The sequence below is a fragment of the Chryseobacterium sp. FR048 genome (assembly GCF_056844665.1).
Genome location: NZ_JBXDSE010000015.1, coordinates 30,779 through 55,972 on the forward strand (window position 1 = coordinate 30,779; position 25,194 = coordinate 55,972).

Sequence of the window (25,194 nt, forward strand, 5' to 3'; positions counted from 1 at the left end):
CATCTATTGAAATTTAGTCCATAATCTTTTGATCTTTTCACTCATTATTCCCGTCAAACCTCGTAAATTTGCAATTCATTAATTTTTAAATATAAATTTTAAACAAATGTCAAGAATTCTTACCGGCATTCAAGCCACCGGAACCCCCCATCTTGGAAATTTACTAGGGGCAATTATTCCTGCTATCGAATTATCTAAGCAGGAAGGAAATGAATCATTTTTATTTATTGCGAATCTTCACACGCTTACCCAGATCAAAGATGCGCAGACCTTAAGACAGAATACCTACGAGATTGCTGCGGCTTGGCTTGCTTGTGGATTGGATACCGAAAAAACATTTTTCTACAGACAAAGTGACATCGCTGAAACCTGTGAACTATCTTGGCATTTATCATGTTTTTTCCCTTATCAAAGATTAACATTGGCCCATTCTTTTAAGGATAAGGCAGACCGTCTTCAGGATGTGAATGCAGGTTTATTCACCTATCCTATCCTTATGGCAGCAGATATTTTATTATATGACGCAGAGATCGTTCCTGTAGGAAAAGATCAGCTTCAGCATCTGGAATTTGCAAGAGATGTCGCTTCAAGGTTCAATAACCAAATGGGTGAAATTCTTGTATTGCCACAATCTGAGCTTCAGGAAGACACCAAATATGTTCCCGGAACAGACGGGCAGAAAATGTCAAAATCAAGAGGAAATATCATCAACATATTCCTTCCTGAAAAGGAACTGAAAAAACAGGTGATGAGCATTGAAACAGACTCGAAATCTTTAGAAGATCCTAAAGATCCTGAAACGGATAAAGTATTTGCCATCTACCAACTGATTGCTACGCCTGAGCAGACAGAAGAATTAAGAGCTAAATATCTTGCCGGAAACTTCGGATACGGACATGCTAAGAAAGAACTTTTAGATCTTATTCTGACTCGTTTTGAAAAGGAAAGAGAGGTTTTCAATTATTATATGAACAATCTTGAAGAACTGGAAGCGAAACTACAGCAGGGTGCTGAGAAAACCAGACCTATTGCTTTGGAAACACTTAAAAGAGTAAGAACAAGCTTAGGATTCTAATCCTGAGTTATATACATAAGAAAACGGCTGTCTCATTTGGGATAGCCGTTATTTTTTATAAACTTAGAATAGTGAAAAATTCGTGTATTCGTGGCAAAAAAATAATCGCCACGAATGCACGATTTTTTTGATTGGTGATTTTTATAATTGGAGGCTAATATTATATTTTGTTCTTTGTAAGGATGAAATAATGCATTCCGTCAAATTCGTAGCTGATGTCCCAGCCAGGATACTGTTTGATAATCGTTTTGATGATAGACAATCCCAGACCGGTAGAAGTATGATCTGATCCCTGTTTGTAGAAACGGTTGAAGATTCGGGATTTATCTAAAGCTACAGATGATCCGCTGTTTTGAAACGTTATCCTGTCGTTTTCAATCATAATATTCAATGTTCCGTCTTCATGATTGTACTTCACAGCATTTTTCAGAAGGTTAGAGAGCAGAATATCGGCAAGATCCTGATTAAAGTCTGCTATGAAATATCCTTTTTCTATGATGTTGACCGTTACTTTTTTAAAATCAATAAAATCTTCATAGTTCTGGACCAGCTTAGTGATCATAGTGTTGAAATCAACCCCGGTTGTTTTATTAAACTGACTGTTTTCTATCTTGGAGAGCATTAATAAAGATTTGTTCAGTCCTACCATTCTCCGCAGGTCATTTTTCACTTCAGAAAGCAAGTTCATGTTCTTTTCATCAAGTTCTTCATTTTGAATCTGCAGATCTATCTTATTGATGACAATCGCGAGAGGGGTCTGAAGTTCATGAGAGGCGTTTTCAATGAATTGTTTCTGCTGGTAGAAAACAAGCTCGTTACGCTCAATCATTTCATTTATTTCCACATTCAGCTCATCAAATTCTTTGATCAGATATTTTTGTTCAAGCTCATTGGCCGGAACCCCAAACTGATATTTTTTAAGCTTATCAAGAATCTTATAAAACGGGCGCATAGCTTTATTGAGCAGATAGCCATTCACTACGACAATACTGACCACCAAAAACAGGTAAAGAACAATCAAGGCTGTGGTAAGGTCATAGATCAATTCATCTTCTTCTACAGTGGAAGTTCTGATGACAAGTCTCTGGTGATTTTTATACTGATCGATAAAGTCTGCTTCTAGGACTCTATAAGGCTGGTCTTTATCATCATACTCCATATAATACATTTTATGATAGAGCCTGCTTTTATTCTGATAATCTTTTGCTGTAATGGGATTGATTTTGAACTCATTAAATCCAAAATCATTATTATTTAAAAGCTGGGGATTCAGATATACTGCTTTGATGATCTGTATCTTTCTGTTTCTCAATCCATCATCTACATTATCGTGTACTTCGTCCAGAATATAAGCATAAAATAGCCCTGCCCATACCGCAATAATCAGCAGCAGAACCATGATCAAATATTTGATGGTGTAATATTTTAACGAAACTTTCATCAGACAAATTTATAACCTATTCCATAAACAGCCTGAAAGTCTGCTTCAGCATTCGCTATTTTTAACTTTTTACGAAGATTTTTAATTTGTGAATAAATAAAATCAAGACTGTCTGCCTGATCGATATAATCTCCCCAGATGGCTTCTGCAAGCGTCGTTTTCTGCAACGTTTTCTCCGGGTGGATCACAAAATAATACAGCAGATCATATTCTTTCCGGTTCAGGGCAAGTTCTTCTTCTCCTACCTTTACTATTCTGTTCTCCGGGTCAATGCTTATATTTTTATACTTAAGGATATTTTCTCCGTCCTGTTGATTTCTCCTGATCACAGATTTGATTCTTGCCATCAGCTCCGCAAGGTGGAAAGGTTTTGCCAGGTAATCATCCGCCCCTATTTCCAGCCCGGCAACTTTATCATCCACAGAGTCTTTTGCAGAAAGAATGATCACAGGATCTTTTTTATGCATTTTCTTGATCTCTTTCAGTAAATCGATTCCATTTCCGTCGGGCAGCATAATATCCAGAAGGATACAGTCATATTCGTAGGAAATAATTTTCTCTAGCCCGGAACTATAATCAGGAGCATATTCTACGATAAAATGTTCTGCTTCCAGAAATTTCTGTACAGTATCCTTTAATGCCGGTTCATCTTCTACGATTAAAATCTTCATACCTGCTGCTTTTATTCGCCCGTTATATCATTTAGGCTATATCAAATATATAAAATTATAGAGGAATGATAAGGAAAGAAACAGAGCCAAAGGACTAAAAACATATGATCAATACAAGACTGATATGATACAAAACCCATAATATATCGATGATATATAGGTATCCTCTGACTTCAGTTCTTCTGTTTTTCTCCATCAGTTTTTAATGGGTTTTCACATAGCGCCCTTCTGCATCAAAGACCAGACATAATCCGTTCATCAGGCAGATTTTATAAGCGTTATATTTTCTTTCAATAGACTCAACCACACTGCATGGATGACGCCTTGTAATAAAGGATACAATATTTTTTCTAATCCCGGCAGAAGAAACTGTTCCTCCGCTGCTTCTTATTAAATTCCAGTTAACCATAATGCTAATTTTTATTGTTAAACTACGATGATCTGTTAGTCATCAATTTTTTTAAAGTTTCCGTTTCTGTCAAATTCCAATTCAAGACCGTTGGAAAGTTCAGCTTTGTAAGCCCATCTCTTTTTCTCAATCTTTGTGATATAGGTATTAGGAAAATTTCTTGTAGCGTAGTTTCTGATTGAAACCGGAATAAAGCCATAAGGCAGTTTCTGTCGTTTGCCATCTATTTCCTTCCAGTTCCCGCTACTGTCAAATTCCATTTTCATCCCGTTATTCAGATAAATTTTATATTCATCAACGCCGTAGATTTCTCTATCTTCGATCACTGAACTTACCGGTAATCCCTTAAAATGGGAAGCAAGGAAGTTCTTGGTTGTTTTGGGTAATTGATTGGGATGTATTGCTCTGTCCTGTGCGAGAATCAGATTTCCTGCTAATAAGAACATTAAAATAAATACTCCTGTGATTTTCTTTACATTTCTCATACTATTATATTTCTCTGTTATGATTATGAGGCAAAGTTCCTAATCAATTTGGGAAAGAATTGGGAAAAACTATTTCAGGAAAAAGTTGGCTTGAAAATATATACCCATTTATTCAATACAAAAAACCACCAAGAATCATCTTAGTGGTTTAATCTATAGTCTGTTTTTACTTCTACGACTTATTCTTTAGCAATATCTATAATCTTATAATCAGATTTCAATTTCATAAGATCTTCTTTTGAATACACAATCGTATCCCCATCAAAGCTGTCAATATGATTTAGCTTTCTTAATTTGACAGAAGCATGACCACTTTTGTGAAAAACGACAGCTCCGTCTTTCACATCAAGCACTTTCATTTTGTTATAACGATGATCATCAATTCTCAGGGTATAAATATCTCCTATCTGTATATTATCAATTGTATCAACATTTTCAGGTTCAGGATTTGAAGTAGACATCAGTTTCAGAAAGATTACTGTTCCTATTACAATGGGTAGCAAAAACATCCAGACAGCAGGTTTTATCTTGTTTTTAATATACTGAACTCCTTCAAATACTTTATTGGAAATTTCACTGGGACGGAAATATTTTTTACATGCAGCACAGGTTACTGTTACTGTTTTAGAGGTCGGAAAAACCGGTAATCCAAAAATCAGATATTCCTGATACCCCTCCATTAGAAGACTTCCGTTTTCACCACAATGAGGACATCTTATATGATTAACCAATTCTGAAATCCTTCTACTTCTCCCCTTTCCTATGAGTATCATTGGCTTTTACTTTTAATTCTATTGGTTCACTGTAATTTTTAGGGGTATCGTAAAATGGATATAAAATTTTCTCATCTGCAAACTTCCCATCAATATCCATATAATGAGGTGCCATAGCCAAAACCATATTCCACTGCCCATCAACACCTATATATTTCTCCATATCTTTATATCCATCATGCTCCTCAAGAGCCGATTGTACAAAATTTAAAATATAATATCTTTCCGACGCTTTGATCCTTTTAATATCATCTATATCAAGAATAACAAGAAGCTTATTCCCATTAATTCTGGAAAAATATTTAATATTTCTTTTGTCCAGCTCGCCCTCTAAAATATCATTCATATAGTTTTTGATATGGAATGAAGTACTGTCTGTTTCCATTTTAGGATCATTGGTCAGCTTTTCCATATCGGCCTTCAGATACGCTTCTCTTTTATCTTTGGGTTTTTCAGGTTCATCTTTTGATTTAAACCATCCTACAATCAACAAACCGATAAAGCCGAGAATTGCAATAAGGATAATAAAACATCCGCAGCCATGCCATACAGGTCGGGAGTTCGGATTTAGGTTATGCTGTGACTCGAAACTGTTTTTCATTCCATCTGTAAACTGATTAAAAGAAAATGTAGCGTTGCAATGGTTACACACCGCCATATTATCTTTAGATGTTGAAAAAACAGGAACAAAAAAGAAATGAAAATACCTTGCAATAGTCCCTGCAGTCATGGTATTTGTCTGATGACAATTAGGGCAGGTACATCCCTGTAATGGGTATTGATTTTTTAAAACGGACTTTCCAGTCCCGAAAAGAAATAGCATTAGTTTTTGATTTTTTCAAAAATAGCTTTATTTATCAATATTCTTAAAAATCATCAAAAATTTTTCTACCTATCAGAACTTTAAACCTATACTTATAAAAATAAGCAAACCACCAAAGTACATTCTTTAGTGGTTTGTCTGGATAAGAATATTTTTGAAGCTTTAATTCAAGCTTTACTGTTTCTTCAATGTTTACAGATATTCTTTAATCTGCTGAAGATGGGTAATGGCCTTTAAGCCGACTTCTTTTTTGTCTTCTTTATAGACATCAAAGAAAATAGACTCCATACCGAAATCTCTTCCTCCCAGAGCATCAGCAATCCAATCATCACCAATCATGATGCTTTCTTCTTTTTTAGCATCAGATAACCCAAGTGAATATTCAAAAATCTTTGGATTTGGCTTTCTTACGCCTACTGCATCTGCACTGGTAATGGTTTCAAAATAAGGTGCAATACCGGATAAGGTACATTTCCTTTCCGTTACTTCCTGAAAGCCGTTGGAAATAATGTGAAGTGTATAATTTTTAGCTTTCAGATATTCAAGAACATCTTCTGCCCCTTCTACCAATTCATTATGACTGACAATATTATCCAGAAAATTTTCTTCAAAATAAAGTGCCAGTTCCTTGTCATCCACTCCAAAATGCATGAAGGAATCATAAAAACGGTGTTCTCTCAAATACTCTTTGCCTATTATTCCATCTCTTATCTTCTCCCAGAGGTCTTCGTTTATATCGTGATAAACAGCATGAAATTCTTCGAAGTCAATATGGTACTTCGAACTGATTTCCTGTTTCTCAAAAAGATCTTTGATGGTGAGATAGGCATTTCTGCGATGATCCCAGAGCGTGTTGTCCAGGTCAAAAAAAACGTGCTGCATTTTCATACAGCACAAAGTTAGTCATTTTAATTTTTTGAAATAGGATAATTCTTGCTCTTGCTTTTCACAATTTCAAGGCTTTTGGAAAAATTCAGCAAAAAATCAATTGTTTGTTTTTTAGGTTTCAAAGTTTTCACTTTTAAGGAGTCATTTTTTTTCATAAGCGAAGTATGTTTTCCTTAAAACGTGAAATTTTACGAAATATTATCTATCTTGTTAATATTATGTTATTTTCATCCATGATTTTTCTCAGGTTTATAAGAGCATAGCGTACTCTTCCCAAGGTGGTATTGATGCTCATATCCGTATGGTCCGCAATTTCTTTGAAGCTCAGCCCGTCAAAAAATCTTAATTTGATTACTTCCTGCTGATTCAGAGGAAGAAACTGAAGCATCCTCAACAGATCTTCCTGGATCTGGTTACTCACCAACTGATCTTCAATATTTTCTGAAGGCTCTCTGATCAGATCAAAAATAGAATATTCATCTGTCTCAAATGTTGTTTCCGAAACTTTGATATTTTTGGCTTTTGATCTGAAATGGTCGATGATCAGATTGTGGGAAATTCTTTTTGCCCAAAGAATAAATTTTCCTTCTTCGTTATAACGCCCTTCTTTCAGCATTACAATAATTTTCATGAAGGTATCCTGAAAAATATCGTTGGCTAAATCTTCATCATTAATTTTGTAAAAAATGAATGTAAAAAGTTCTCTCTGATGGCGATGAATAAGGGTTGACAATGCGCCCTCGTCGCCTTTCTGGTAAAGCGAAATTAGTAAACTATCCGATTTTGATTTCATAACTCTTCTCAATATAAATATTTGCAGACAGGCATTCCTCCAGATATTTCATCTGGCTTTTGCTGTATATACAAAACAGTTCTTCAGAGTAGAGTCTCATCAATAGGCGGTACACTTATATTATGGTGTAAATATAATAATTTTTTAATAACTGTTAACCTATTATTAAATTTTCACAAGAAAAATTTAAAAAAAATCACTTAAACATGTCATGAATAAACACAGTAGGGATATTTAATGTAAAATTAATATTCAGACCTTTCATTTCTTTTCCGTTCAATCGGGTATCTCCGATAGGAAAAGCATAGCCTCCGGTAAGGTCCAGCATTCCAAAAAGGGTAACTCCTATTTTCGGTGCAATGTATTTATTAGTCCCTTCTACTCCTGCCAGGAAGTAATAGGAATGATAGAAGTCTACATTCTTTTCAAAATTGAGCAATACATCTGCCTGCAGCTTCGGCATAATGGCAAATTTGGAATCAGCAGAGCCCATCAAGGCAGAGCCCCCCAATCTGTAAATGACATCATCATTTTTAAGAAATAGCAATTTACCGCCTATTTCACCGAAACTCTGATTCTGATAGGTATACCCTACACTGATCATTTTATGCATTGTATACTGGGCTTTTGCCAGCGTACTCAGAAAAAATACGGAAAGAATTACAACTGCTGTTCGAAAATTCATCATCTCTCAATTTATTAAGGTGTAAAATTAAAAAAAACTGCCTTACCGGAAGGTAAAGCAGTTCATAATATTTGTTCAGAAGAAAAAATTAAATTCCGAAAGCGGCTTTAATTTCTTCTACTTTGTCTAATTTTTCCCATGTGAAGAATTCAAGACCTTCCAACGTAAGCTCATTCTTATGCCCTTTGTTGAATGTTTTATCAGCTACATAATGCTCTTTACCCATATGTCCGTAAGAAGCTGTTTCCTGATAAATAGGGTTTCTCAATTTTAAGTTCTGCTCAATTGCATAAGGTCTTAAATCAAAGATCGCAGACACTTTTTTAGCGATTTCACCATCGTGAAGATCAACTTTTGCAGTTCCGTAAGTATTGATGTATAAACCACAAGGTTCAGCCACACCAATCGCATAAGAAACCTGTACTAACACTTCATCAGCAACACCTGCTGCTACAAGGTTTTTAGCAATGTGTCTTGTTGCATAGGCAGCACTTCTGTCCACTTTTGAAGGATCTTTTCCAGAGAAAGCACCACCACCGTGAGCTCCTTTACCACCGTAAGTATCAACGATGATCTTTCTACCTGTAAGACCGGTATCTCCGTGAGGACCACCGATTACAAATTTACCTGTAGGATTGATGTGATATTTGATCTGATCGTTAAATAACGCCTTGATCTCTTCTGTCTGTAAAGCAACCACTCTAGGAACAAGGATGTTCTTGATGTCTTCACGGATCTTGTTCAGCATTTCTTCTTCTGTTCCGAAGTCATCATGCTGAGTAGAAACTACGATAGAATCGATTCTGATTGGTTTATGATCATCTGAGTACTCAATCGTTACCTGGCTTTTTGCATCAGGACGTAAGTAAGTGATTTCTTTATTTTCTCTTCTGATTGCAGAAAGCTCTTTAAGGATGGTATGAGCAAGATCCAAAGCAAGAGGCATATAGTTTGCCGTTTCATTGGTTGCATACCCGAACATCATCCCCTGGTCACCTGCTCCCTGTGCATTTGCTTTCGCTTCAAAAGACTCATCATTTACAGCTCTGTCAACCCCCTGGTTAATATCAGGTGACTGCTCATGGATCGCAGAGATTACTCCACAAGAATCTCCATTGAACATATATTCTCCTTTTGTATACCCGATTCCGTTGATTACTTCTCTGGCAATCGTCTGTACATCAAGGTAAGCATCAGATTTTACTTCTCCAGCCAATACAACCTGACCAGTAGTCACAAGAGTTTCGCAAGCTACTTTTGAATCCTTGTCATATGCTAAAAAATGATCGATTAATGCATCGGAAATCTGATCGGCAATTTTATCCGGATGTCCTTCTGAAACGGATTCAGATGTAAATAAATAAGACATATTATTCTTTGTTTAGATTAAAAAAATAGTGTTGAAGAAAAATATGAATAAAATTGCCCAGAAAAAAGAATACTGTTTTAGCATTTTTTTATAGAGGTTGCAATCAGGTCAAATTTTTCCTCGTAATAAACGTCAGCAAATTTAAGCACTATTTTTGTAATACTCAAAATTTTTGTTTACTAATTGTTTTTTTCTTTAAATTAATGATTTATATCACTTTAAAGCATTCTGATTATTGTGGCTTGATGCTCACAAATTCTTTCGGACTTTCGTGGTAATTCAACTTAAGCTCTAAAGAATTTTTGATAGAATGTGCCAATTCATCAATGATCTTCTGCTTGAAGGTAGGCTTGTAATAAATAATACTGATCTCTCTGTAAGGGAAAGGTTTTTTGAATCTGAAGACATTCTTCTTCTGCTCTTCTGAAAGCTGGCTCAGTGCAAGCTCAGGCAGAATACTGATTCCTCCTACTTTATCTACCATATGTACCAAAGTCTGGATATTGGAAGCCAGGAAATCTAAATTCTTAGGTTTCAGTGTATTTTCTTTCAGATGACAGATATTTTCAAACTGATTTCTCAGGCAGTTTCCTTCTTCAAGTAACCATACCTTTTCTACATTCAGCTCTTCAGGGATTATATAAGCATTCTTTTTGTTCGCCTCAGTATTGGAGCTATAGATCATCAGCTCTTCGTTGAAAAGGAAGTCCTGATAAAATTCGTCAGCCGTATCATAAGGAGTAGAGATAATTCCTGCATCCAGTTCCCCGGCTTTCAAAGCTTTAATAATATTATCCGTTGTCATTTCTTTTACATTCATCTGAATCTTCGGATTTTCTTCAAGGAATTTAAAGATCTCCGTAGGCAGAATGAAAGAAGAAACGGTAGGAATGATTCCCAGATTGATGGTTCCTCCTAAAATATTATTCAACAGGTTGGCTTTGTTTTTCAGTTCATTGACAGATTCTATGATCACCTTCGCCTGATCAATGATCTGAAGCCCCACATCTGTAGTACGAATGGGGTGAGTAGTTCTGTCGAAAACTTTCACATCCAGTTCATCTTCAAATTTCTGTATCATGGCACTTAACGTAGGTTGGGTAATGAAGCAGGCCTGAGCCGCTTTACCAAAATGTTTATACTTATCTACAGCGATAAGATACTCCAGTTGCTGAATGTTCATTTGATTAATATTATCTATTACAAAGATATAACGTTTTTGTTATTAGCAATTAAAAATTCAGGTAAATTTGATATTCACTACCTTTACACTTGGATTTAGAAAAAGAAAACAATTATTCAAATCATCAATTATATGGATTCTAAAAAATTAACGTTAAGCAACGGTGCACCTTATTTTGAGCATCAGGATTCCCAGACGGTAGGACCAAGAGGCCCGGTATTGCTGCAGGACTTTGTACTTCAGGAAAATCTTGCACATTTCGTTAGGGAAAGAATTCCTGAAAGAATTGTACATGCCAAGGGAAGCGGAGCCTATGGAACCTTCACTGTAACGCATGACATCAGCCAATACACCAAGGCAAAACTTTTCTCAAAAGTAGGAAACTCATGCAGAATGTTTGCCCGTTTCTCTACAGTAGGCGGAGAAAAAGGAAGCGCAGATACGGCAAGAGACCCGAGAGGTTTCGCACTGAAATTTTATACAGAGGATGGAAACTGGGATCTTGTAGGAAACAACACTCCGGTTTTCTTCATTAAGGATGCTAAAAAATTCCCGGATTTTATTCATACTCAGAAAAGAGTTCCGAAAACCAACCTGAAGAGCGCCACCATGATGTGGGATTTCTGGAGTTTAAATCCTGAATCTCTTCACCAGGTTCTTATATTAATGTCAGACAGAGGAACGCCATACGGCTACAGGCACATGCATGGTTTCGGATCTCATACGTTTTCTATGATCAATGATAAAAACGAAAGAATATGGGTAAAGTTCCATTTTAAAACCAAACAGGGCGTAAAAAACTTTACGGATGAAGAAGCGGTAAAAATGGCAGGAGAAAATCCTGACTTCGCTCAGGAAGATCTATGCAATGCAATCGAAAACGGAGATTTCCCGAAATGGACCATGTACATCCAGGTGATGACAGAAGAAGAGTCCAAAGATTTCAGATGGAATCCTTTCGATGTGACCAAAGTATGGTTCCACGATGATTTTCCATTGATTGAAGTGGGGGAAATGGAACTGAATGAAATTCCAGTCAACTACTTTGCCCACGTAGAGCAATCTACGTTCTCACCGAGCAGCCTGATCAATGGAATCAGTTTTTCGCCGGACAAAATGCTTCAGGGAAGACTATTCTCTTATCCTGACGCTCACCGATACAGAGTAGGAGTAAATGCTCACCAACTGGAAGTAAACAGATGTCCTTTCGCTGTTAACAATTATCAGAGAGACGGATATATGGCAGATTCCAGCGAGTATCAGGATAAACCGAATTACTACCCCAACAGTTTCGATGACATCAAGCCGGATTCATCTTATAAAAACTATGAATATGAGCTTGACAGTGCGCATGTAGCCAACTACAACAGGAATGACAACGACAGTGATCATTACACTCAACCAGGGCTTCTTTACTCAAAAGCAATGAATTCTGAAGACAGAGAGAGACTTATTCAAAACATTGTAGGAAGCATGAAAGGCATCAGTGGGCCTAAAAAAGATGAAATTATCAACCGTCAGTTATGTCACTTTTTCCGCGCCAACATTGAGCTTGGCATGAAAGTGGCTTCTCAGCTAAACGTGAATATTGATGCAAATATGATGAATCATTCCAAATAATCATATTGAACAATAAATAAAAAAAAAGGAAAAAAAAATAATATTTTTTCCTTTTTTTTGTAAAAAATTCATAATTTGCAAAGGATGATATTTTAAAGTGGAAAAATGAGTTACGAAAATATATTATTAAAAAAGGAAGATAAATTATCTATCATTACTATAAACAGACCTGAGAGTTTAAATGCATTGAATGCAAAAACAATTCAGGAGATCAGTACTGCTTTGGATGAGCTTGCTTCTGACAATTCCTGTAGGGTAATTATCCTTACCGGAAGCGGAGAAAAGTCTTTTGTAGCAGGAGCTGACATTAAAGAATTCAGTGATTTCGGACAAGAAAAAGCTGAGGAACTTGCAAGAAACGGACAGAATATATTGTTCAACAAAATTGAGAATCTATCTAAGCCTGTCATTGCAGCCGTAAACGGTTTTGCATTAGGAGGAGGTTTAGAGCTTGCTATGGCATGCCATATCAGATATGCATCGGAAAACGCCAGATTGGGTCTTCCTGAAGTAACATTGGGATTAATCCCGGGATACGGAGGAACACAAAGGCTTCCAAAGCTTGTAGGAAAAGGTATTGCCAACGAAATGATCTTCTCTGCCAAAATGGTCCCTGCTCAAAAAGCAAAAGAGATCGGCCTGGTGAATGAAGTATACCCTATTGAAGAATTATTAACCAAAACGAAAGAATTAGCGAACACGATTGCCCACAATTCACCAATGGCAATATCCAAGGCTATTAATGCCGTTAATTTATCTGACACGGATAAAGGTTTTGAAACTGAAATCAAGTATTTCGGCGAGCTTTTTGAAATGGAAGATAAGAAAGAAGGAGTGACTGCTTTCCTTGAGAAAAGAAAGCCAAACTTCTAATCTTTCAAAAGATTTTAATCCAAATTATTTCGAAAAAACTAATGCTGCGGTATGAATAAGTTTGACAAAGCTTATCTAAAAATGGCCCAGGAATGGGCACAACTCTCCTACTGTAAGAGAAAACAGGTAGGGGCTCTTATCGTAAAAGATAGGATGATTATTTCAGATGGTTATAACGGTACTCCTATGGGGTTCGAAAACTGCTGTGAAGATGAAGAGGGAAAAACGCACTGGTATGTATTGCATGCGGAAGCCAACGCTATATTGAAGCTGGCCGCTTCCACACAATCTGCAAAAGGTGCAACGTTATATCTGACGTTGTCACCCTGCAAGGAATGCAGCAAGCTGATCCTGCAGGCAGGTATTACAAGACTGGTGTACATTAATGAGTATTCGGATGACGATGGAATATCGTTCCTGAGAAACCATAATATTGAAATAGAACAAATATCGGACTGTGAACTAAAAAAATAAGCACAAATGACTTGGGATGAAAAGATCAAAGATTTTGAAATATTTCTTCGTTTCGAAAGAAATTTTTCAGACAACACGCTCGACGCCTACGTTCGGGACATTAAAAAACTAAAAGATTACGCAGAAGAGGATCTGGAAAACGTCGGTCCGGATTCTATAGGTTACGAAAACCTGCAGGAGTATATCTTCAATCTTTCTAAACAGAAATTCAGTGAACGATCGCAAGCAAGATGGATATCTTCCATCAAAGCCTTCTTCAAATTTCTGCTGGAGGACGAATATCGTGAAGACAACCCTGCAGCTCTACTCGAAGGCCCTAAGCTCGGATTATACTTACCGGATACCTTAAGCCTTCCTGATATCAACAAGATTATTGCTGCCATTGAGGTCAATACAGATCTCGGAAAAAGAAACCAATCCATTATCGAGGTATTGTATGGTTGCGGACTCCGTGTGTCTGAACTTATTGATCTGAAGATCTCCAATATCAACTTCAAGGAGCAATACATCAAAGTACACGGAAAGGGAAACAAAACCCGTTTTGTTCCTTTGGCAGATTATACAGCTGAATTATTAGAAAGCTATATTAAAGAGGTACGCTCCAAAGGTAAGATCAACAAGAAATATGAAGACACCCTGTTTTTGAACAGCCGTGGAACTTCCATGTCCAGAGTGATCGTATTTCTTATTATTAAAGAACTTACTGATAAGGCAGGGGTCAATAAAAAAATATCTCCACATACATTCAGACATTCTTTTGCCACGCATTTGCTGCAAAATGGGGCAGATCTTCGTTATATTCAGGAAATGCTGGGACATTCCAGTATTACCACAACGGAAATCTATACGCATCTTAAGACAGAAGAACTAAGGGATGTTATCTTGAGTTATCACCCTAGAAATATTAATATTGCTCAATAAGATAAGTTTCGTCTTATCTTTGAGAAATACTATCAACAGATGAAATTATTGAAATATTGCCCAAGCTGTGGCAAAGAGTCTTTACATTGGGACGGTGAAAAGAAATGGAGCTGTCCTGAATGTGGTTTTACCTTGTACAACAATGTGGCAGGTGCTGTAGCCGTTGTCATCAGATGTGGTGATGAAATCTACCTTACCAGAAGAAACAGAGATCCTAAAAAAGGAAAACTGGATCTGGCCGGGGGATTTGTTGATCCCAGAGAAAGTGCGGAAGAAACCTGCAAAAGAGAACTCTTTGAAGAACTACAGCTGAATATTGATATTTCAAACCTAAAATACCTTACAAGCCTTCCAAATGTTTACCAGTATAAGGAAATTGATTACAACACAATTGATCTCTTTTACGAGTATAATGTTGCTGAGAAGTTTGAGGTCAATCTTGAACTTTCAGAGATCTCAGAAGCGGTATGGATCCCTTTACAGGAACTTGACCTTGATGAGATTGCTTTTGACTCTCAGAAGAGGTTTTTTGAAGGGTATATAAAGAAATAATTTTTGTAAATAAAAAGCTCCCGCAGATCTGAAGATCCTGCGGGAGTTTTATTTATTATTTTTTCGGAATAGAAAAACTGTTTTTACAGCTAGTACGTTTTGTTCTTCAGCATTTCATCAAAATACTGGATCAGCAAGGTTCTTTCCGCTTCCGAAAGATTAGCTTCCTTATGATAAACAATATAGCCTGGCAATGGCATTGTCTTATGCTTAAGAGCCTCAATAGATCTATCCAGCATATTCTCTTTTAATTCCTTATTATAAGTTCCCCAAATAGAAAAGTTGAGATGCTCCCGCCCTTCATTGATATGGCTTTTTACAGACCATGAAATAGGTGCTACAAAAGCATATTTAGGATAAACCGTTTCATTGGAATGGCAGTCATAACAGGCATTTTTAAGCATGGTCCTTACCTTTTCCGGAGCTTTTCTCGAATCAACGAAATTCACGGCAGAATCAACCGGTTTATTCACTCTGTCAATAGGTATAAACTGGATCAGAGCGAAAGCTACCAAAGTCCAGAGTATTATTTTTTTTACCATCTTCATCTACTTATACTTATTTTACCGGAGTTATTACTGCAGTATTGGATTTCAGTTCTTTTTTAGCTTCCTGCTTCACTGTTTCCGGTTCTTTTGAAGTCTCAGCCGGAGGTACTGCAGGTGCGGGAGGAGGGGTTCCTTTTGGATTATCAAATGTTCTTGTATCTTTCAGATCCCATTCTTCTCTGGTTTCCCATAATCCTCTTACCACTGCTTTTTTATAGAAAACAAAAGCATCTTCTGCAAAAGTTTCTTTGGCAAAGTCTGCCTCGTCCCAATATTTATTTTCGTTATTATCTACAAGTATTCTTACAATATATTCACCTGGCTTCAGGATACTGAATTTCACGTCACTCCCTTTTGTATATTTCTGATAAACAGCCTTCTCAGAATCATCCAGAAGCTGGATCCAGTAATAGGTAGCAGGAGCATTTTTCAGCGTAAATTCTAGACTTCCGAATTCATCTGCCTTAGCAATATCAAAATCAAAACGTTTTGACTGTACATTTTTGGTATAGAATGAAGATACAGTTTCCTTAGGAATTGTCAACTGATAACTCTTACCAATAATAAAGTCTGACTGAACCTGAATCTGATAAGGATTGGTTTCTGAAATAATGGCTTTAAACGGTACTGTATTTAAACTGTCTCCTTTAACGTTTAATTTCCATTTTGACGGATCAATTTTATCAATAATATAGCTTGACACTACTTTAAAATCTGTTTTGGGAGGCAATGAAGCACCACCATTGTCACTGTCAAGGTCCATTACATTCTTCTTGTTATACCTGTAAAATAAAGAGACACTGTAAGCACTGTCTTTTTTTGGACCAATATTATGGCTGAACATAAGTTTCTCGTTCGCGGTCTGCCCTACATCACTTTTCACCGCATCAAACCATATTCTCACAGAGTCTGATTTCGGATTATGGGTCACTTTTATATCCTTCAGCTTTTCACTCAGCGATTTCACCTTCACTTCTTCAGGATGGCCTTCAAAAAGCATTACAACTCCACCTGCAGTTTCTTTCATTTCAGAATATTTCAGGGCTTTTTTGGAAGGATAAACACTTAAGTTCAATCCTGAGATCGATTTTTGAACATCAATAGGCTCTTTCAGGAATCCTATTTTTTCTTTTCCTGGATCGTAAACCGAGTTCCCATTATCATCGTCAAAGGCAATGATCTTATATTTTCCCGGTGACAGATAATTCAGCTCATAATAGCCATCGTCATCAACTTTGGTGATATAATATGGCTTTTGTCTATAGTTCATGGTATCTTTCAGCTGATAGAGACCTACTACAAGTTTGTTCTCGTTATTTCCGGACTTCTTTTTAATCGCCAGAGCATCTTTTACTTCCCCACTCACATACATATCATCCAGCTTATCTCCTGTAGAAAATGCAAAATTGAAATAACGGAGGATATTCGCCTCGTTGTTATCCACAATTGAATTTCCAAAATTGAAATTATAGGTTGTATTAGCCTGAAGAGTATCTGCCCATTGGATAAGGACAAATTTATTGGCAATATTAGACGGAAGAATCCTCTTGATATTTTTAATGGGTGGCGAAATGATCAAGTTTTTATTAATATCCTTTAAAGTAACATACTCATCAAAATCCAGACGGAGTTCGTGAATATCTCTTTTGACATTAATCCTTGTGGTATCAATGTTTGAACTTAAAAATTTTGGTGCCAGTGTATCTTTTGGTCCACCCACAGGCGATCCTACTCTTGCACAGGAGTGTACAAGAAAACTGATAACGAATAATAAAAGAAACCTTTTCATGAAAATGTTTAAGCAAAAGTAAACATTATTCTCCAAAAACTTCCTGTCCGGAATTCAAACTATCTTTATTGTCATTCATCACCGTATGAAGTTTATCTTTCTGTAAAGGGAAATCTTCGAATAATCCGGATAATGCCAATGCTGTATATACTTTGTTTGAATATTTGTTCCCGATCGCTACAATGGTCACTTTAGACTTGAGAAGGTGCGCAAATACTGAGTTGGTTCCATGCCACCATCCGTTGTGATAGGTTAGCTTTTCTCCGTTATCAAATATCTTCATTCTGAATCCCAGTCCGTAATTATTCATTCCCGACTTTTCATTGCTATAAGGTGTGAAAACCATCTGCATAAGATCCGGTTTCAGGAAATCCTTAGAGAACATCGCTTTTGAAAAGTTGTATAGATCTCTAGGGGTTGTATACACATTTTTATCTCCATAGATCAGATCCAATCTATCCAACGGGTATAGTTTATTTCCACCGTAATAGAAAGACTGTGAAGCGGTAGGAATATCTTTTTCCTGGAAAATATAGGAATTGGTCATTTTAAGCGGCGTGAAAACCATTTCTTTCATCGCCTGCGGAAACGGTGTTTTTGTTACTTTCTCAATCAACAATGCCAGTAAAGCAAAATTCGTATTGCAGTACATAAAACCTGTATCGGTATCTCTTGCCAGATCAGGCTTGTATTTGATGATCATATTCAGAACATCCTGATTGGTGATGAACGGTTTTGAAAGTTCTGCCGGTGCAGGCTGTATTTTGGTGATAAAGTATTCGTATTTCGGAAGCCCGCTTCTTTGGTCCAGCAAAGTCTGAACTGTAACATTAGGATAAGGGAACCCCGGGAAGTATTGAGAAAGATGGTCAGACAGCTTTATTTTCCCAGCTTCCACCAACTTCATCATCGCCATAGCCGTAAGTGTTTTTGAAACTGAAGCTACGTGAAGCGGCGTATTTTTATCGATTGGCATCTGATTGCCTTCCCTTCCGAAACCTCTGTAGTTTTCATATAAAATTTCGTCGCCTTTAGCTACTAAAATTCCCCCGCTAAGGTCTCCTCCTTCCCATACTTTTTTATAGTACTGGTCTATATAACCAGCCAATGATTCTTTATTGGAAAGCTGCCCATCTTCTTTTGTAAAAACATGACTTAAATCCACATTCCCGTAATTCGGAAGATTCGTGGTATTTTCAGCTGAAGTCTCTTTGGCTTCAGATTTATTTTTACAGGAAAAAAGGGATAAGGCGACCGTTACAGCAAGTACTAAATTACGCATCTTCATAAGATTCAAAAATGAGCGGCAATTTAGTAAAAGTCAAAAGTAAATTATAAATATGAAGGTGATATTATGAATAATTTAACATAATGAGCGCGAAGTATAGAAAACAAAAGACAAATTCACTTTCTGTAAATTTGCCTTTTTATTCTTTCCTGCTTTATTTATTAGCAATATGTAGCTACAATCTTATCCACAATAAACTGTGCCAGCTTTTCTTTGCTCTGATGAGTCCAGCCAGCAATATGCGGAGTCACAATGGCTTTCTCAGAACCTAATAGGTATTTCAGATCTTCATTCTCGGATTCTATATTCTCAAAAGAAGATTTTTCGTATTCCAGAACGTCAAGACAAGTTCCTTTTACCTTTCCTGATTTTAATGCTTCTACTAAACTTTTAGTATTCACATTTTTCCCCCTCGCTGTATTCACAAAATAGAAGTCATTTTTCATCTCAGAAATAAACTTTTCATCAATAAGATAATGAGTTTCTGAAGTCAGAGGAATATGCAAACTTAAAACCTCAGCAGATTCTTTTAATTCGTCTAACGTAACCTGTGTTGCAAATTCATCGGAAAGACCGGGAAGAATATCATGGAAAATCACTCTGCATCCAAATCCGGAAAGCCTTTTAGCTGTAGCTTTCCCCATATTTCCATACCCTATTAACCCTACTGTTTTGCCCAACAGTTCATCGCCTCTGTTTTCTTCGCGTTTCCATATCCCGTTTTTCACTTCCTGAGAGGCAATAAAAAGTCTATTCATAATGACAAGCAGCATTCCTACCACATGTTCAGCTACGGAATCTCTGTTTCCTTCCGGGGAATTGATCAGTTGGATCCCCAGTCTTTCAGCGACAGGAATATCAATATTTTCCATTCCCGCACCTACTCTTGCAATAAACTTCAGTTTTTTTCCTTTTTCAAGAAAGTTTTGATCTAAAGGAATACGGCTTCTGATGATAATTCCGTCATAATTTTCGATTTTATCACAGACCTCATCATAAGAGGAAGTAAAGTCTTCTTCCAATATAAAGTTCTTTGCTAAAAGCTGTTCGGTGATAAGGGGGTGGTTTTTATCTAAAAGGAGAATTTTCATTTTTTAAACACAAATGACACTAATGGTTTCACAAATAACACAAATTATAACGTTCCGTTGATTACTCTTTTTACACCATTTTTGAATTGAAGTGTATTAAAGTTAATCAACATTCCAAGTTTACAATGGCTTAAACGAAGATAAGTAAGTATTTGAGCCATATGAATATCATTTAATGACTCAACGGATTTTATTTCTAACACAAATTTTTCCTCAATCAAAAAATCAAGTCTATAGCCAACATCCAATTTAATTTCATTATAAACCAGAGGCATTGACTTTTGTTTTTCTACCAATATATCATGTTTATTCAACTCATAAAATAAACATTCTTCATAGGCGCTTTCCAAAAGTCCTGGACCTAAAGCTTTATGAACCAGATAACCTGCCTCATAAACGATTTTTGATATTTCATTTTCTGAAACATTCATTTTTTCCATCCTATCGGGCACCAATCATTTGTGGAAATTTGTGCCGGACATTTGTGCTATTTGTGTTTTATAAGATTTTTACTTTTTATTTTTCTTCGGTTCCTCTGGTTCCTGTGGCTCCTGGAATAATTTCTTAAGCTCTACAGATTCCAGTGGTTTCATTCTTCCGGAAAGGATTAATGAAAGTTCTTTTCTGCGGAATGCAGCAGCGTATCTTTCTTTTTCCTCTTCTGTTTCCGGTACCATATCAGGAATAGGAATCGGTCGGTTGAATTCATCTACCGCAACGAAAGTATAGATTCCTGAGTTTGTATGAATTTTTTTCTGATTAATGGGATCATCTGACCATACATCTACATATACTTCCATAGACGTAGAGAATGCTCTGGAAACTTTAGATTCCAATACCACTACTCCGCCTTCCGGAATCGGGTGATTGAAGGAAACGTGATTTACAGAAGCGGTAACAACACGTCTTTCGCAGTGTCTTGCTGCAGAAATAGAAGCACATCGGTCCATTTTTGCCAAAAGCTCACCACCAAAAAGATTTCTTAAAGAGTTGGTTTCGTTCGGAAGAACGATATTAGTCATAATGGTCAGGGATTCTGACGCTGTTTTTATTTTTGCCATTTATTCTTAGTGTTAATTGGAGCGGCCGGAGCTGGTTTTGTTACTTTTCCGACAGGTTTTGCCAGTGAATCTTTTTTCAACGAATCTGCTACAGGTGCTTTTGGCTCCTGCTTTACTATTTTGGTTGTATCTTTTACGATTCTATGGGTAGAAGTCTGTACAGAAACATTAGTGAAAGATTTTTTTCCAAAAAGAAGTTCTTCCTGAGTAAAGGCGAAATACACAATGGCCAGAACCGGAATCATAATCAGAAATATCCAAAGAATGGTTTTACTGAATTTGTAATCTTTCTCCTTGTTTTCTGATGTATTTACTTTTTCACCATTATTAATATCTGAGAACCTGATCTCTTCCAATCCGTAAAAATCCGGATGGCCGGCTTCTACTCTTTTTCCTTTGAAGTGGGTCTCCCCTTCTTCAATAAAAACCGTGCCCAGATTTTGAATTTCAAGAACCTGCTCTGCCTGCAGTTTTTTCTTCCAGAAATCAGTCTGAATCTTCAGGTCACTTCTTGAAGCTTCTAAAGACATCTGTTTCTGTGCAGCGATAAAAGCGGTAAGTTCTTCAGCCTGTACTTCATAATCAATTGCAAATTCGATCTGGCTGGCCGGCGGCAGGATGCTTCCGTTTTCAGAATTGATAATTGCCTTAGAATTCTTCAGAGAAAACACGCCAAAGCCTGGAACCGTGGCAGTTCCAAATTGTTTTAAATATTCTAAAATATATGCTGAAATATTCATTTGTCGGCAAATTTATAACTTTTTCATGACTTTTGAAGATATTTAACGTACATAAAAAAAGACTGCCGAAGCAGCCTTTTGATTATTCTGTACTAAAACCGGAATACCTTTATTTAAACTCCTTTTTTAAGCTTAATGAAGGGCAAAATTGCTAAAAAGCAAAAAGACTGATTTGTAAATTTAAATGCTTATACATCTGGCCTTTCACAATTTTACTTTTTGCCATTTTACTTGTTACTGTATTTTCCAGCTGATTCCGAACATGAAGTTAGTCCCGGCCTGTGAAAAATATAATGGACTACCATCTTCAGTAACAGAACCATTGTTAACATATTTTTTATTGAACAAATTATTCACCAGTAATTTTAAAGCAATATCATTATGACCAATCTTAAACTGATACTGGGCGTTAAAGTCTGTCAGTAAATAATCTTTAAGTTCTAAATTTTTATCTTCTGTATTATCCAGGTACTGCTTTCCAACATATTGGTTCATTAATGCAAACTGGAAATTTTTGTTTGGATTAAATCTTACGCCTAAATTAGCAATCATGTTCGGAGAAAATGAGATTTGGGTATTTCCAAGACTTACCGGTACTTTCCCTACTTCTATATTAAAATCCTGGTTTCTGTTCTGGCTTACAGTCAGGTTTCCAGAAACCTCCCATTGTTTTGAAAGTTTGGCCAATACACCAATCTCTACCCCACGTCTGTAGCTTTTCCCTGAATTGGTTCTGATAAATGCACCAACACTGTTAAGTTGCCCGTTCAAAACCAATTGATTAACATAATACATGTAATAAACGTTCGCCGTTAAAGATAAAAATCCGAATTGCTTTTCAAAACCGGCTTCAAAATCGTGAAGTTTTTCAGGCTTCACATCATTATTGGCCATAATATCTGCTCTGTTAGGTTCTCTCTGAGCATGTGCATAAGACAGGAATATTTTCCCGTTATTAATTTTATAATTCATCCCTGCTTTCGGATTGAAAAACAGCCAGCTTTTGTCCAGATCAGCACCATCATCATCTCCTGCCATGATGATCTTCGTATTGTAATTGATACTTCTAAGCTGTAAATCACCGAAGAATTCAAAATTATCCATTCTGAATAAAGCTTTGGCAAAACCTGAAACCTCGTTCTTCACGGAGCGGTTTCTGTAGTATTCGCTTTCGTTGATCTGTGGATAAAATACGCCGGTAACATTTCCGTAATGCTTTCCATAGTACTGATTGGCTACAGCTCCAAAATTCAAATCAAGGTTTTCAAATTTTCCATAAAGGGTAGAAACGACTCCATAGAAATCATTATCTAACCATTTTTTTCTGATAAAATCTGATTTTTTAATGGTTTGTCCGCCTTCAATAATATCCGGCAGATGATATTTCGAGAAAGAACTTGCCTGTTTATAGTTTTCGTAATATCCTTTTCCTTTTGTATAATGAAAAGTGGTCTCAAGGTTCCAGCGGTCATTGAATTTCTGTTCCCAAAGTAACTGATAATGATTCTGTCTGTAATTATCCGTTTCATTATCGTAGAAACCCGCAATATTTCCATTGGCATCTTTAATTTTCCCCGAACTGTTGAATCTTGGATTGGTCTCCCACATTTCTCTGCTGATTCCATTCCACGCCTGATACGTTTTTTCTTTTCCACCAAAAGCCATTAAACGCAATTTTGTTTTTCCTTCCTCAAACAAAGCGGTAAAATTATAAGAATGCAGATCAGAAGAAGCTCTGTCTATATATCCATCAGAATGAATATTTGTATATCTTCCCATTACAGACAGTCTGTTTTTCCAGAATTTTCCGGAACCTACCTCCGCCGAATATTTATAAGTATTGAAAGAACCATAACTATCATCCGTTTTAAAATAAAACTTTTCTTCCGGCTCTCTTGAAATCACATTGATACTTGCTCCAAAGGCAGAAACCCCATTATTAGAAGTTCCTACTCCTCTCTGGATAACAATCTGCGAAGCAGAACTTGTCAAATCCGGGACATTCACAAAAAAGGTACCCTGGCTTTCAGAATCATTATAAGGAACGCCATTCATCATTACATTGATAGCCGTTCCGGAAACTCCACGAATTCTAAAACCTGTATACCCTACCCCATTTCCGGCATCTGAAGTGGAAATAATTGATGTCTGATTCTTTAAAAGGATCGGAAGATCCTGTCCTAAATTTCTTCCGTCTAAATCTTTCTGAACATTGATAATTTCCTTCGCCACCGGAAGTCTTTTGGTAAAGCTGACCGCTTCAATTTCCCTGATTTTCAGAGAATCTTTATTCTGAGCCTGGATAAAGGCTACAGAGCCTATACTAAGCCCTAAAAAAAATAATCCTTTCATTCTATAAATCTTTACATTTAATGAATAAAAGGGGCGGATTAAATAATGTAACAATCTGCTGATTTAACAGCCTAGCAATGAGAATTGGTATGTTGTTATACTGTTCTATTGATACATTTTCAAAATTCCCTAAACAGCATTACCTGTTCCAGGTTCATTGGGTATAATCTCAGCCTGTAAAAGCACCCCTTTATTTCGGGGGCAAAAGTACAAAAAATATACGAGTTTCGGGATTCCGAGTTTGGGAGTAGCAAGAGACTGCTTTTTCACACTATATTCAAGTATGAAAAATTACCTCTGAAGTATTTCATTGATCATTCGTCCTACTCTAATAGGTCTTATTACTGGCATCAATATAATAGTAGTTTTTACCATCTTTTGTCACTTCAAACATCTTCCCGAGCTTCCAGCTGAAGTTTCTCTTGATGTTGGAATATTCAAACGGAATAATAATCTTATTGTTCACATCAATCACTCCAAACTTATCATTATTGGATGCTACAATCATAGGATCGGCCACATCATCTCCTTCCAGAATGTACAGGTATTGATATTGAGGATAGATCTGATATTGTCTGTAATCTGCAGCATTCACGAATTTTGATTTTTCGATAATTCCGTAGAATCCGTTGAGAATATAAGCCTGGAACAATTGCTGTTTATACTCTTCAAACTTACATTTCCCAAGATCGGAATCTTTGAACTGATACACTCTTTTCCCCGTATGGTCTACCCGATACGAAATCATATCCTTTTCTACGGTAGCATAGTCTTTCGTTCCGAATTTCCGAACTTTCACGTTGGGTGAATTCAAAAGATTACAGTCTTCATAAAAAAATACGGCAATGTGATATTCCGGCTGAATGATGAATTTTCCGTTTTGATTGACATACCCGAACTGATCACCCTTCTTTTTGGGAATCAAAACAGGAAGATCTTTATTGATCACGACCAGATCAGGGTTAGACTGAGTCTTCGCAGCCCCTTTTTTCATCGTAGTTTTCGTCCCATTTTTGCCTCCGATTTTTTTCACAGATCTGGTCTGGGAGAAAACGAAAATCGAAATAAAAACGCACAAAACATTCAGGATATTTTTCATATTCATCATTTGTCCGCAAAATTAAGACCAAAAATAGAAATTATCAAATTCATATTTATAAAGAATCTAAATAATTTCACTCTCATAAAATCGTAAAATTTCGTAATTTTGGGGAACATTTTGAATTGTTTAATAATTTAAAAAACTTTTAAAAAAGAGCGTAGATTATGCTGACCTTATTGGGTTAATGT

Annotated in this window: 26 protein-coding genes; 6 read left to right on the forward strand and 20 right to left on the reverse strand. The window is 36.4% G+C overall.

What is annotated here, in order from left to right; genetic code table 11:
- The first annotated feature begins 106 nt into the window (after nt 1–106).
- Nucleotides 107–1,075 (forward strand): tryptophan--tRNA ligase, encoded by a 969-nt coding sequence (gene trpS, locus AC106K_RS26945; RefSeq protein WP_482448709.1) that lies wholly within the window; start codon nt 107–109, stop codon nt 1,073–1,075.
- 160 nt (nt 1,076–1,235) lie between these two features.
- Here trpS and porY read toward each other — a convergent pair whose 3' ends face one another.
- The 11 genes from porY to AC106K_RS27000 all read right to left on the reverse strand — a co-directional run bounded on the left by porY (nt 1,236) and on the right by AC106K_RS27000 (nt 10,595).
- Nucleotides 1,236–2,516, reverse strand: coding sequence for a PorY family sensor histidine kinase (porY, locus tag AC106K_RS26950; RefSeq protein ID WP_482448710.1), 1,281 nt, complete (start codon nt 2,514–2,516; stop codon nt 1,236–1,238).
- The gene (locus AC106K_RS26955) at nt 2,516–3,187 is read right to left on the reverse strand and encodes a response regulator transcription factor (protein WP_185288736.1); all 672 of its coding nucleotides are present in this window, start codon (nt 3,185–3,187) and stop codon (nt 2,516–2,518) included. The genes porY and AC106K_RS26955 overlap by 1 nt, the downstream gene beginning before the upstream one ends.
- Nucleotides 3,188–3,389: 202 nt before the next feature.
- On the reverse strand, nt 3,390–3,596 hold the full coding sequence (locus tag AC106K_RS26960; protein WP_482448711.1) for a hypothetical protein: 207 nt from the start codon (nt 3,594–3,596) through the stop codon (nt 3,390–3,392).
- 35 nt (nt 3,597–3,631) lie between these two features.
- Entirely contained in the window at nt 3,632–4,081 is a 450-nt protein-coding gene (locus AC106K_RS26965; protein WP_482448712.1) for a PepSY-like domain-containing protein, read from the reverse strand.
- Between the two features lie 179 nt (nt 4,082–4,260).
- Nucleotides 4,261–4,854 carry a hypothetical protein gene (locus AC106K_RS26970; protein ID WP_482448713.1) on the reverse strand — a complete coding sequence of 198 codons (594 nt, stop codon included), beginning with the start codon at nt 4,852–4,854 and terminating at the stop codon, nt 4,261–4,263.
- Entirely contained in the window at nt 4,826–5,677 is an 852-nt protein-coding gene (locus tag AC106K_RS26975; RefSeq protein ID WP_482448714.1) for a zinc-ribbon domain-containing protein, read from the reverse strand. The genes AC106K_RS26970 and AC106K_RS26975 overlap by 29 nt, the downstream gene beginning before the upstream one ends.
- 192 nt (nt 5,678–5,869) lie before the next feature.
- Nucleotides 5,870–6,565 carry a YjjG family noncanonical pyrimidine nucleotidase gene (locus AC106K_RS26980; RefSeq protein ID WP_482448715.1) on the reverse strand — a complete coding sequence of 232 codons (696 nt, stop codon included), beginning with the start codon at nt 6,563–6,565 and terminating at the stop codon, nt 5,870–5,872.
- A gap of 202 nt (nt 6,566–6,767) precedes the next feature.
- The gene (locus AC106K_RS26985; RefSeq protein WP_047097132.1) at nt 6,768–7,358 is read right to left on the reverse strand and encodes an RNA polymerase sigma factor; all 591 of its coding nucleotides are present in this window, start codon (nt 7,356–7,358) and stop codon (nt 6,768–6,770) included.
- A 196-nt stretch (nt 7,359–7,554) separates the two neighbouring features.
- A complete protein-coding gene (locus AC106K_RS26990; RefSeq protein ID WP_482448716.1) occupies nt 7,555–8,046 on the reverse strand; it encodes a hypothetical protein in 492 nt (163 codons plus the stop codon).
- A gap of 85 nt (nt 8,047–8,131) precedes the next feature.
- A complete protein-coding gene (gene metK, locus AC106K_RS26995; RefSeq protein WP_482448717.1) occupies nt 8,132–9,412 on the reverse strand; it encodes a methionine adenosyltransferase in 1,281 nt (426 codons plus the stop codon).
- 232 nt (nt 9,413–9,644) lie between these two features.
- The gene (locus tag AC106K_RS27000) at nt 9,645–10,595 is read right to left on the reverse strand and encodes a LysR substrate-binding domain-containing protein (RefSeq protein ID WP_047097134.1); all 951 of its coding nucleotides are present in this window, start codon (nt 10,593–10,595) and stop codon (nt 9,645–9,647) included.
- A gap of 132 nt (nt 10,596–10,727) precedes the next feature.
- Here AC106K_RS27000 and AC106K_RS27005 point away from each other — a divergent pair, with 132 nt between their 5' ends.
- From AC106K_RS27005 to AC106K_RS27025, 5 genes are all read left to right on the forward strand, one after another.
- Entirely contained in the window at nt 10,728–12,215 is a 1,488-nt protein-coding gene (locus AC106K_RS27005) for a catalase (RefSeq protein ID WP_482448718.1), read from the forward strand.
- A 105-nt stretch (nt 12,216–12,320) separates the two neighbouring features.
- Complete coding sequence (locus AC106K_RS27010) at nt 12,321–13,088, forward strand: enoyl-CoA hydratase/isomerase family protein (RefSeq protein WP_482448719.1); 768 nt, start codon at nt 12,321–12,323, stop codon at nt 13,086–13,088.
- A gap of 51 nt (nt 13,089–13,139) precedes the next feature.
- Nucleotides 13,140–13,562 carry a deoxycytidylate deaminase gene (locus tag AC106K_RS27015; RefSeq protein ID WP_047097137.1) on the forward strand — a complete coding sequence of 141 codons (423 nt, stop codon included), beginning with the start codon at nt 13,140–13,142 and terminating at the stop codon, nt 13,560–13,562.
- A gap of 6 nt (nt 13,563–13,568) precedes the next feature.
- On the forward strand, nt 13,569–14,483 hold the full coding sequence (gene xerD, locus AC106K_RS27020) for a site-specific tyrosine recombinase XerD (RefSeq protein ID WP_047097138.1): 915 nt from the start codon (nt 13,569–13,571) through the stop codon (nt 14,481–14,483).
- 39 nt (nt 14,484–14,522) lie between these two features.
- Nucleotides 14,523–15,035 carry an NUDIX hydrolase gene (locus AC106K_RS27025; protein ID WP_482448720.1) on the forward strand — a complete coding sequence of 171 codons (513 nt, stop codon included), beginning with the start codon at nt 14,523–14,525 and terminating at the stop codon, nt 15,033–15,035.
- 89 nt (nt 15,036–15,124) lie between these two features.
- Here the strand turns inward: AC106K_RS27025 and AC106K_RS27030 are convergent, their stop codons facing one another.
- From AC106K_RS27030 to AC106K_RS27070, 9 genes are all read right to left on the reverse strand, one after another.
- Nucleotides 15,125–15,583 carry a heme-binding domain-containing protein gene (locus AC106K_RS27030; RefSeq protein WP_482448721.1) on the reverse strand — a complete coding sequence of 153 codons (459 nt, stop codon included), beginning with the start codon at nt 15,581–15,583 and terminating at the stop codon, nt 15,125–15,127.
- A gap of 10 nt (nt 15,584–15,593) precedes the next feature.
- Complete coding sequence (locus AC106K_RS27035) at nt 15,594–17,372, reverse strand: Ig-like domain-containing domain (protein ID WP_482448722.1); 1,779 nt, start codon at nt 17,370–17,372, stop codon at nt 15,594–15,596.
- A 25-nt stretch (nt 17,373–17,397) separates the two neighbouring features.
- A complete protein-coding gene (locus AC106K_RS27040) occupies nt 17,398–18,660 on the reverse strand; it encodes a serine hydrolase domain-containing protein (protein WP_482448723.1) in 1,263 nt (420 codons plus the stop codon).
- 161 nt (nt 18,661–18,821) lie between these two features.
- Nucleotides 18,822–19,751 (reverse strand): 2-hydroxyacid dehydrogenase, encoded by a 930-nt coding sequence (locus tag AC106K_RS27045; protein ID WP_482448724.1) that lies wholly within the window; start codon nt 19,749–19,751, stop codon nt 18,822–18,824.
- A gap of 44 nt (nt 19,752–19,795) precedes the next feature.
- Nucleotides 19,796–20,182, reverse strand: a complete 387-nt coding sequence (locus AC106K_RS27050; protein ID WP_260446513.1) for a GxxExxY protein — start codon at nt 20,180–20,182, stop codon at nt 19,796–19,798.
- Nucleotides 20,183–20,260: 78 nt separating this feature from the next.
- Nucleotides 20,261–20,812, reverse strand: coding sequence for an acyl-CoA thioesterase (locus AC106K_RS27055; protein ID WP_482448725.1), 552 nt, complete (start codon nt 20,810–20,812; stop codon nt 20,261–20,263).
- On the reverse strand, nt 20,800–21,552 hold the full coding sequence (locus tag AC106K_RS27060) for a hypothetical protein (RefSeq protein ID WP_482448726.1): 753 nt from the start codon (nt 21,550–21,552) through the stop codon (nt 20,800–20,802). The genes AC106K_RS27055 and AC106K_RS27060 overlap by 13 nt, the downstream gene beginning before the upstream one ends.
- A 234-nt stretch (nt 21,553–21,786) precedes the next feature.
- Nucleotides 21,787–23,904, reverse strand: a complete 2,118-nt coding sequence (locus tag AC106K_RS27065; RefSeq protein ID WP_482448727.1) for a TonB-dependent receptor — start codon at nt 23,902–23,904, stop codon at nt 21,787–21,789.
- A 328-nt stretch (nt 23,905–24,232) separates the two neighbouring features.
- Nucleotides 24,233–25,003: a WG repeat-containing protein gene (locus tag AC106K_RS27070; protein ID WP_482448728.1), complete on the reverse strand. Its 771-nt coding sequence runs from the start codon at nt 25,001–25,003 to the stop codon at nt 24,233–24,235.
- Nucleotides 25,004–25,194: the final 191 nt, after the last annotated feature.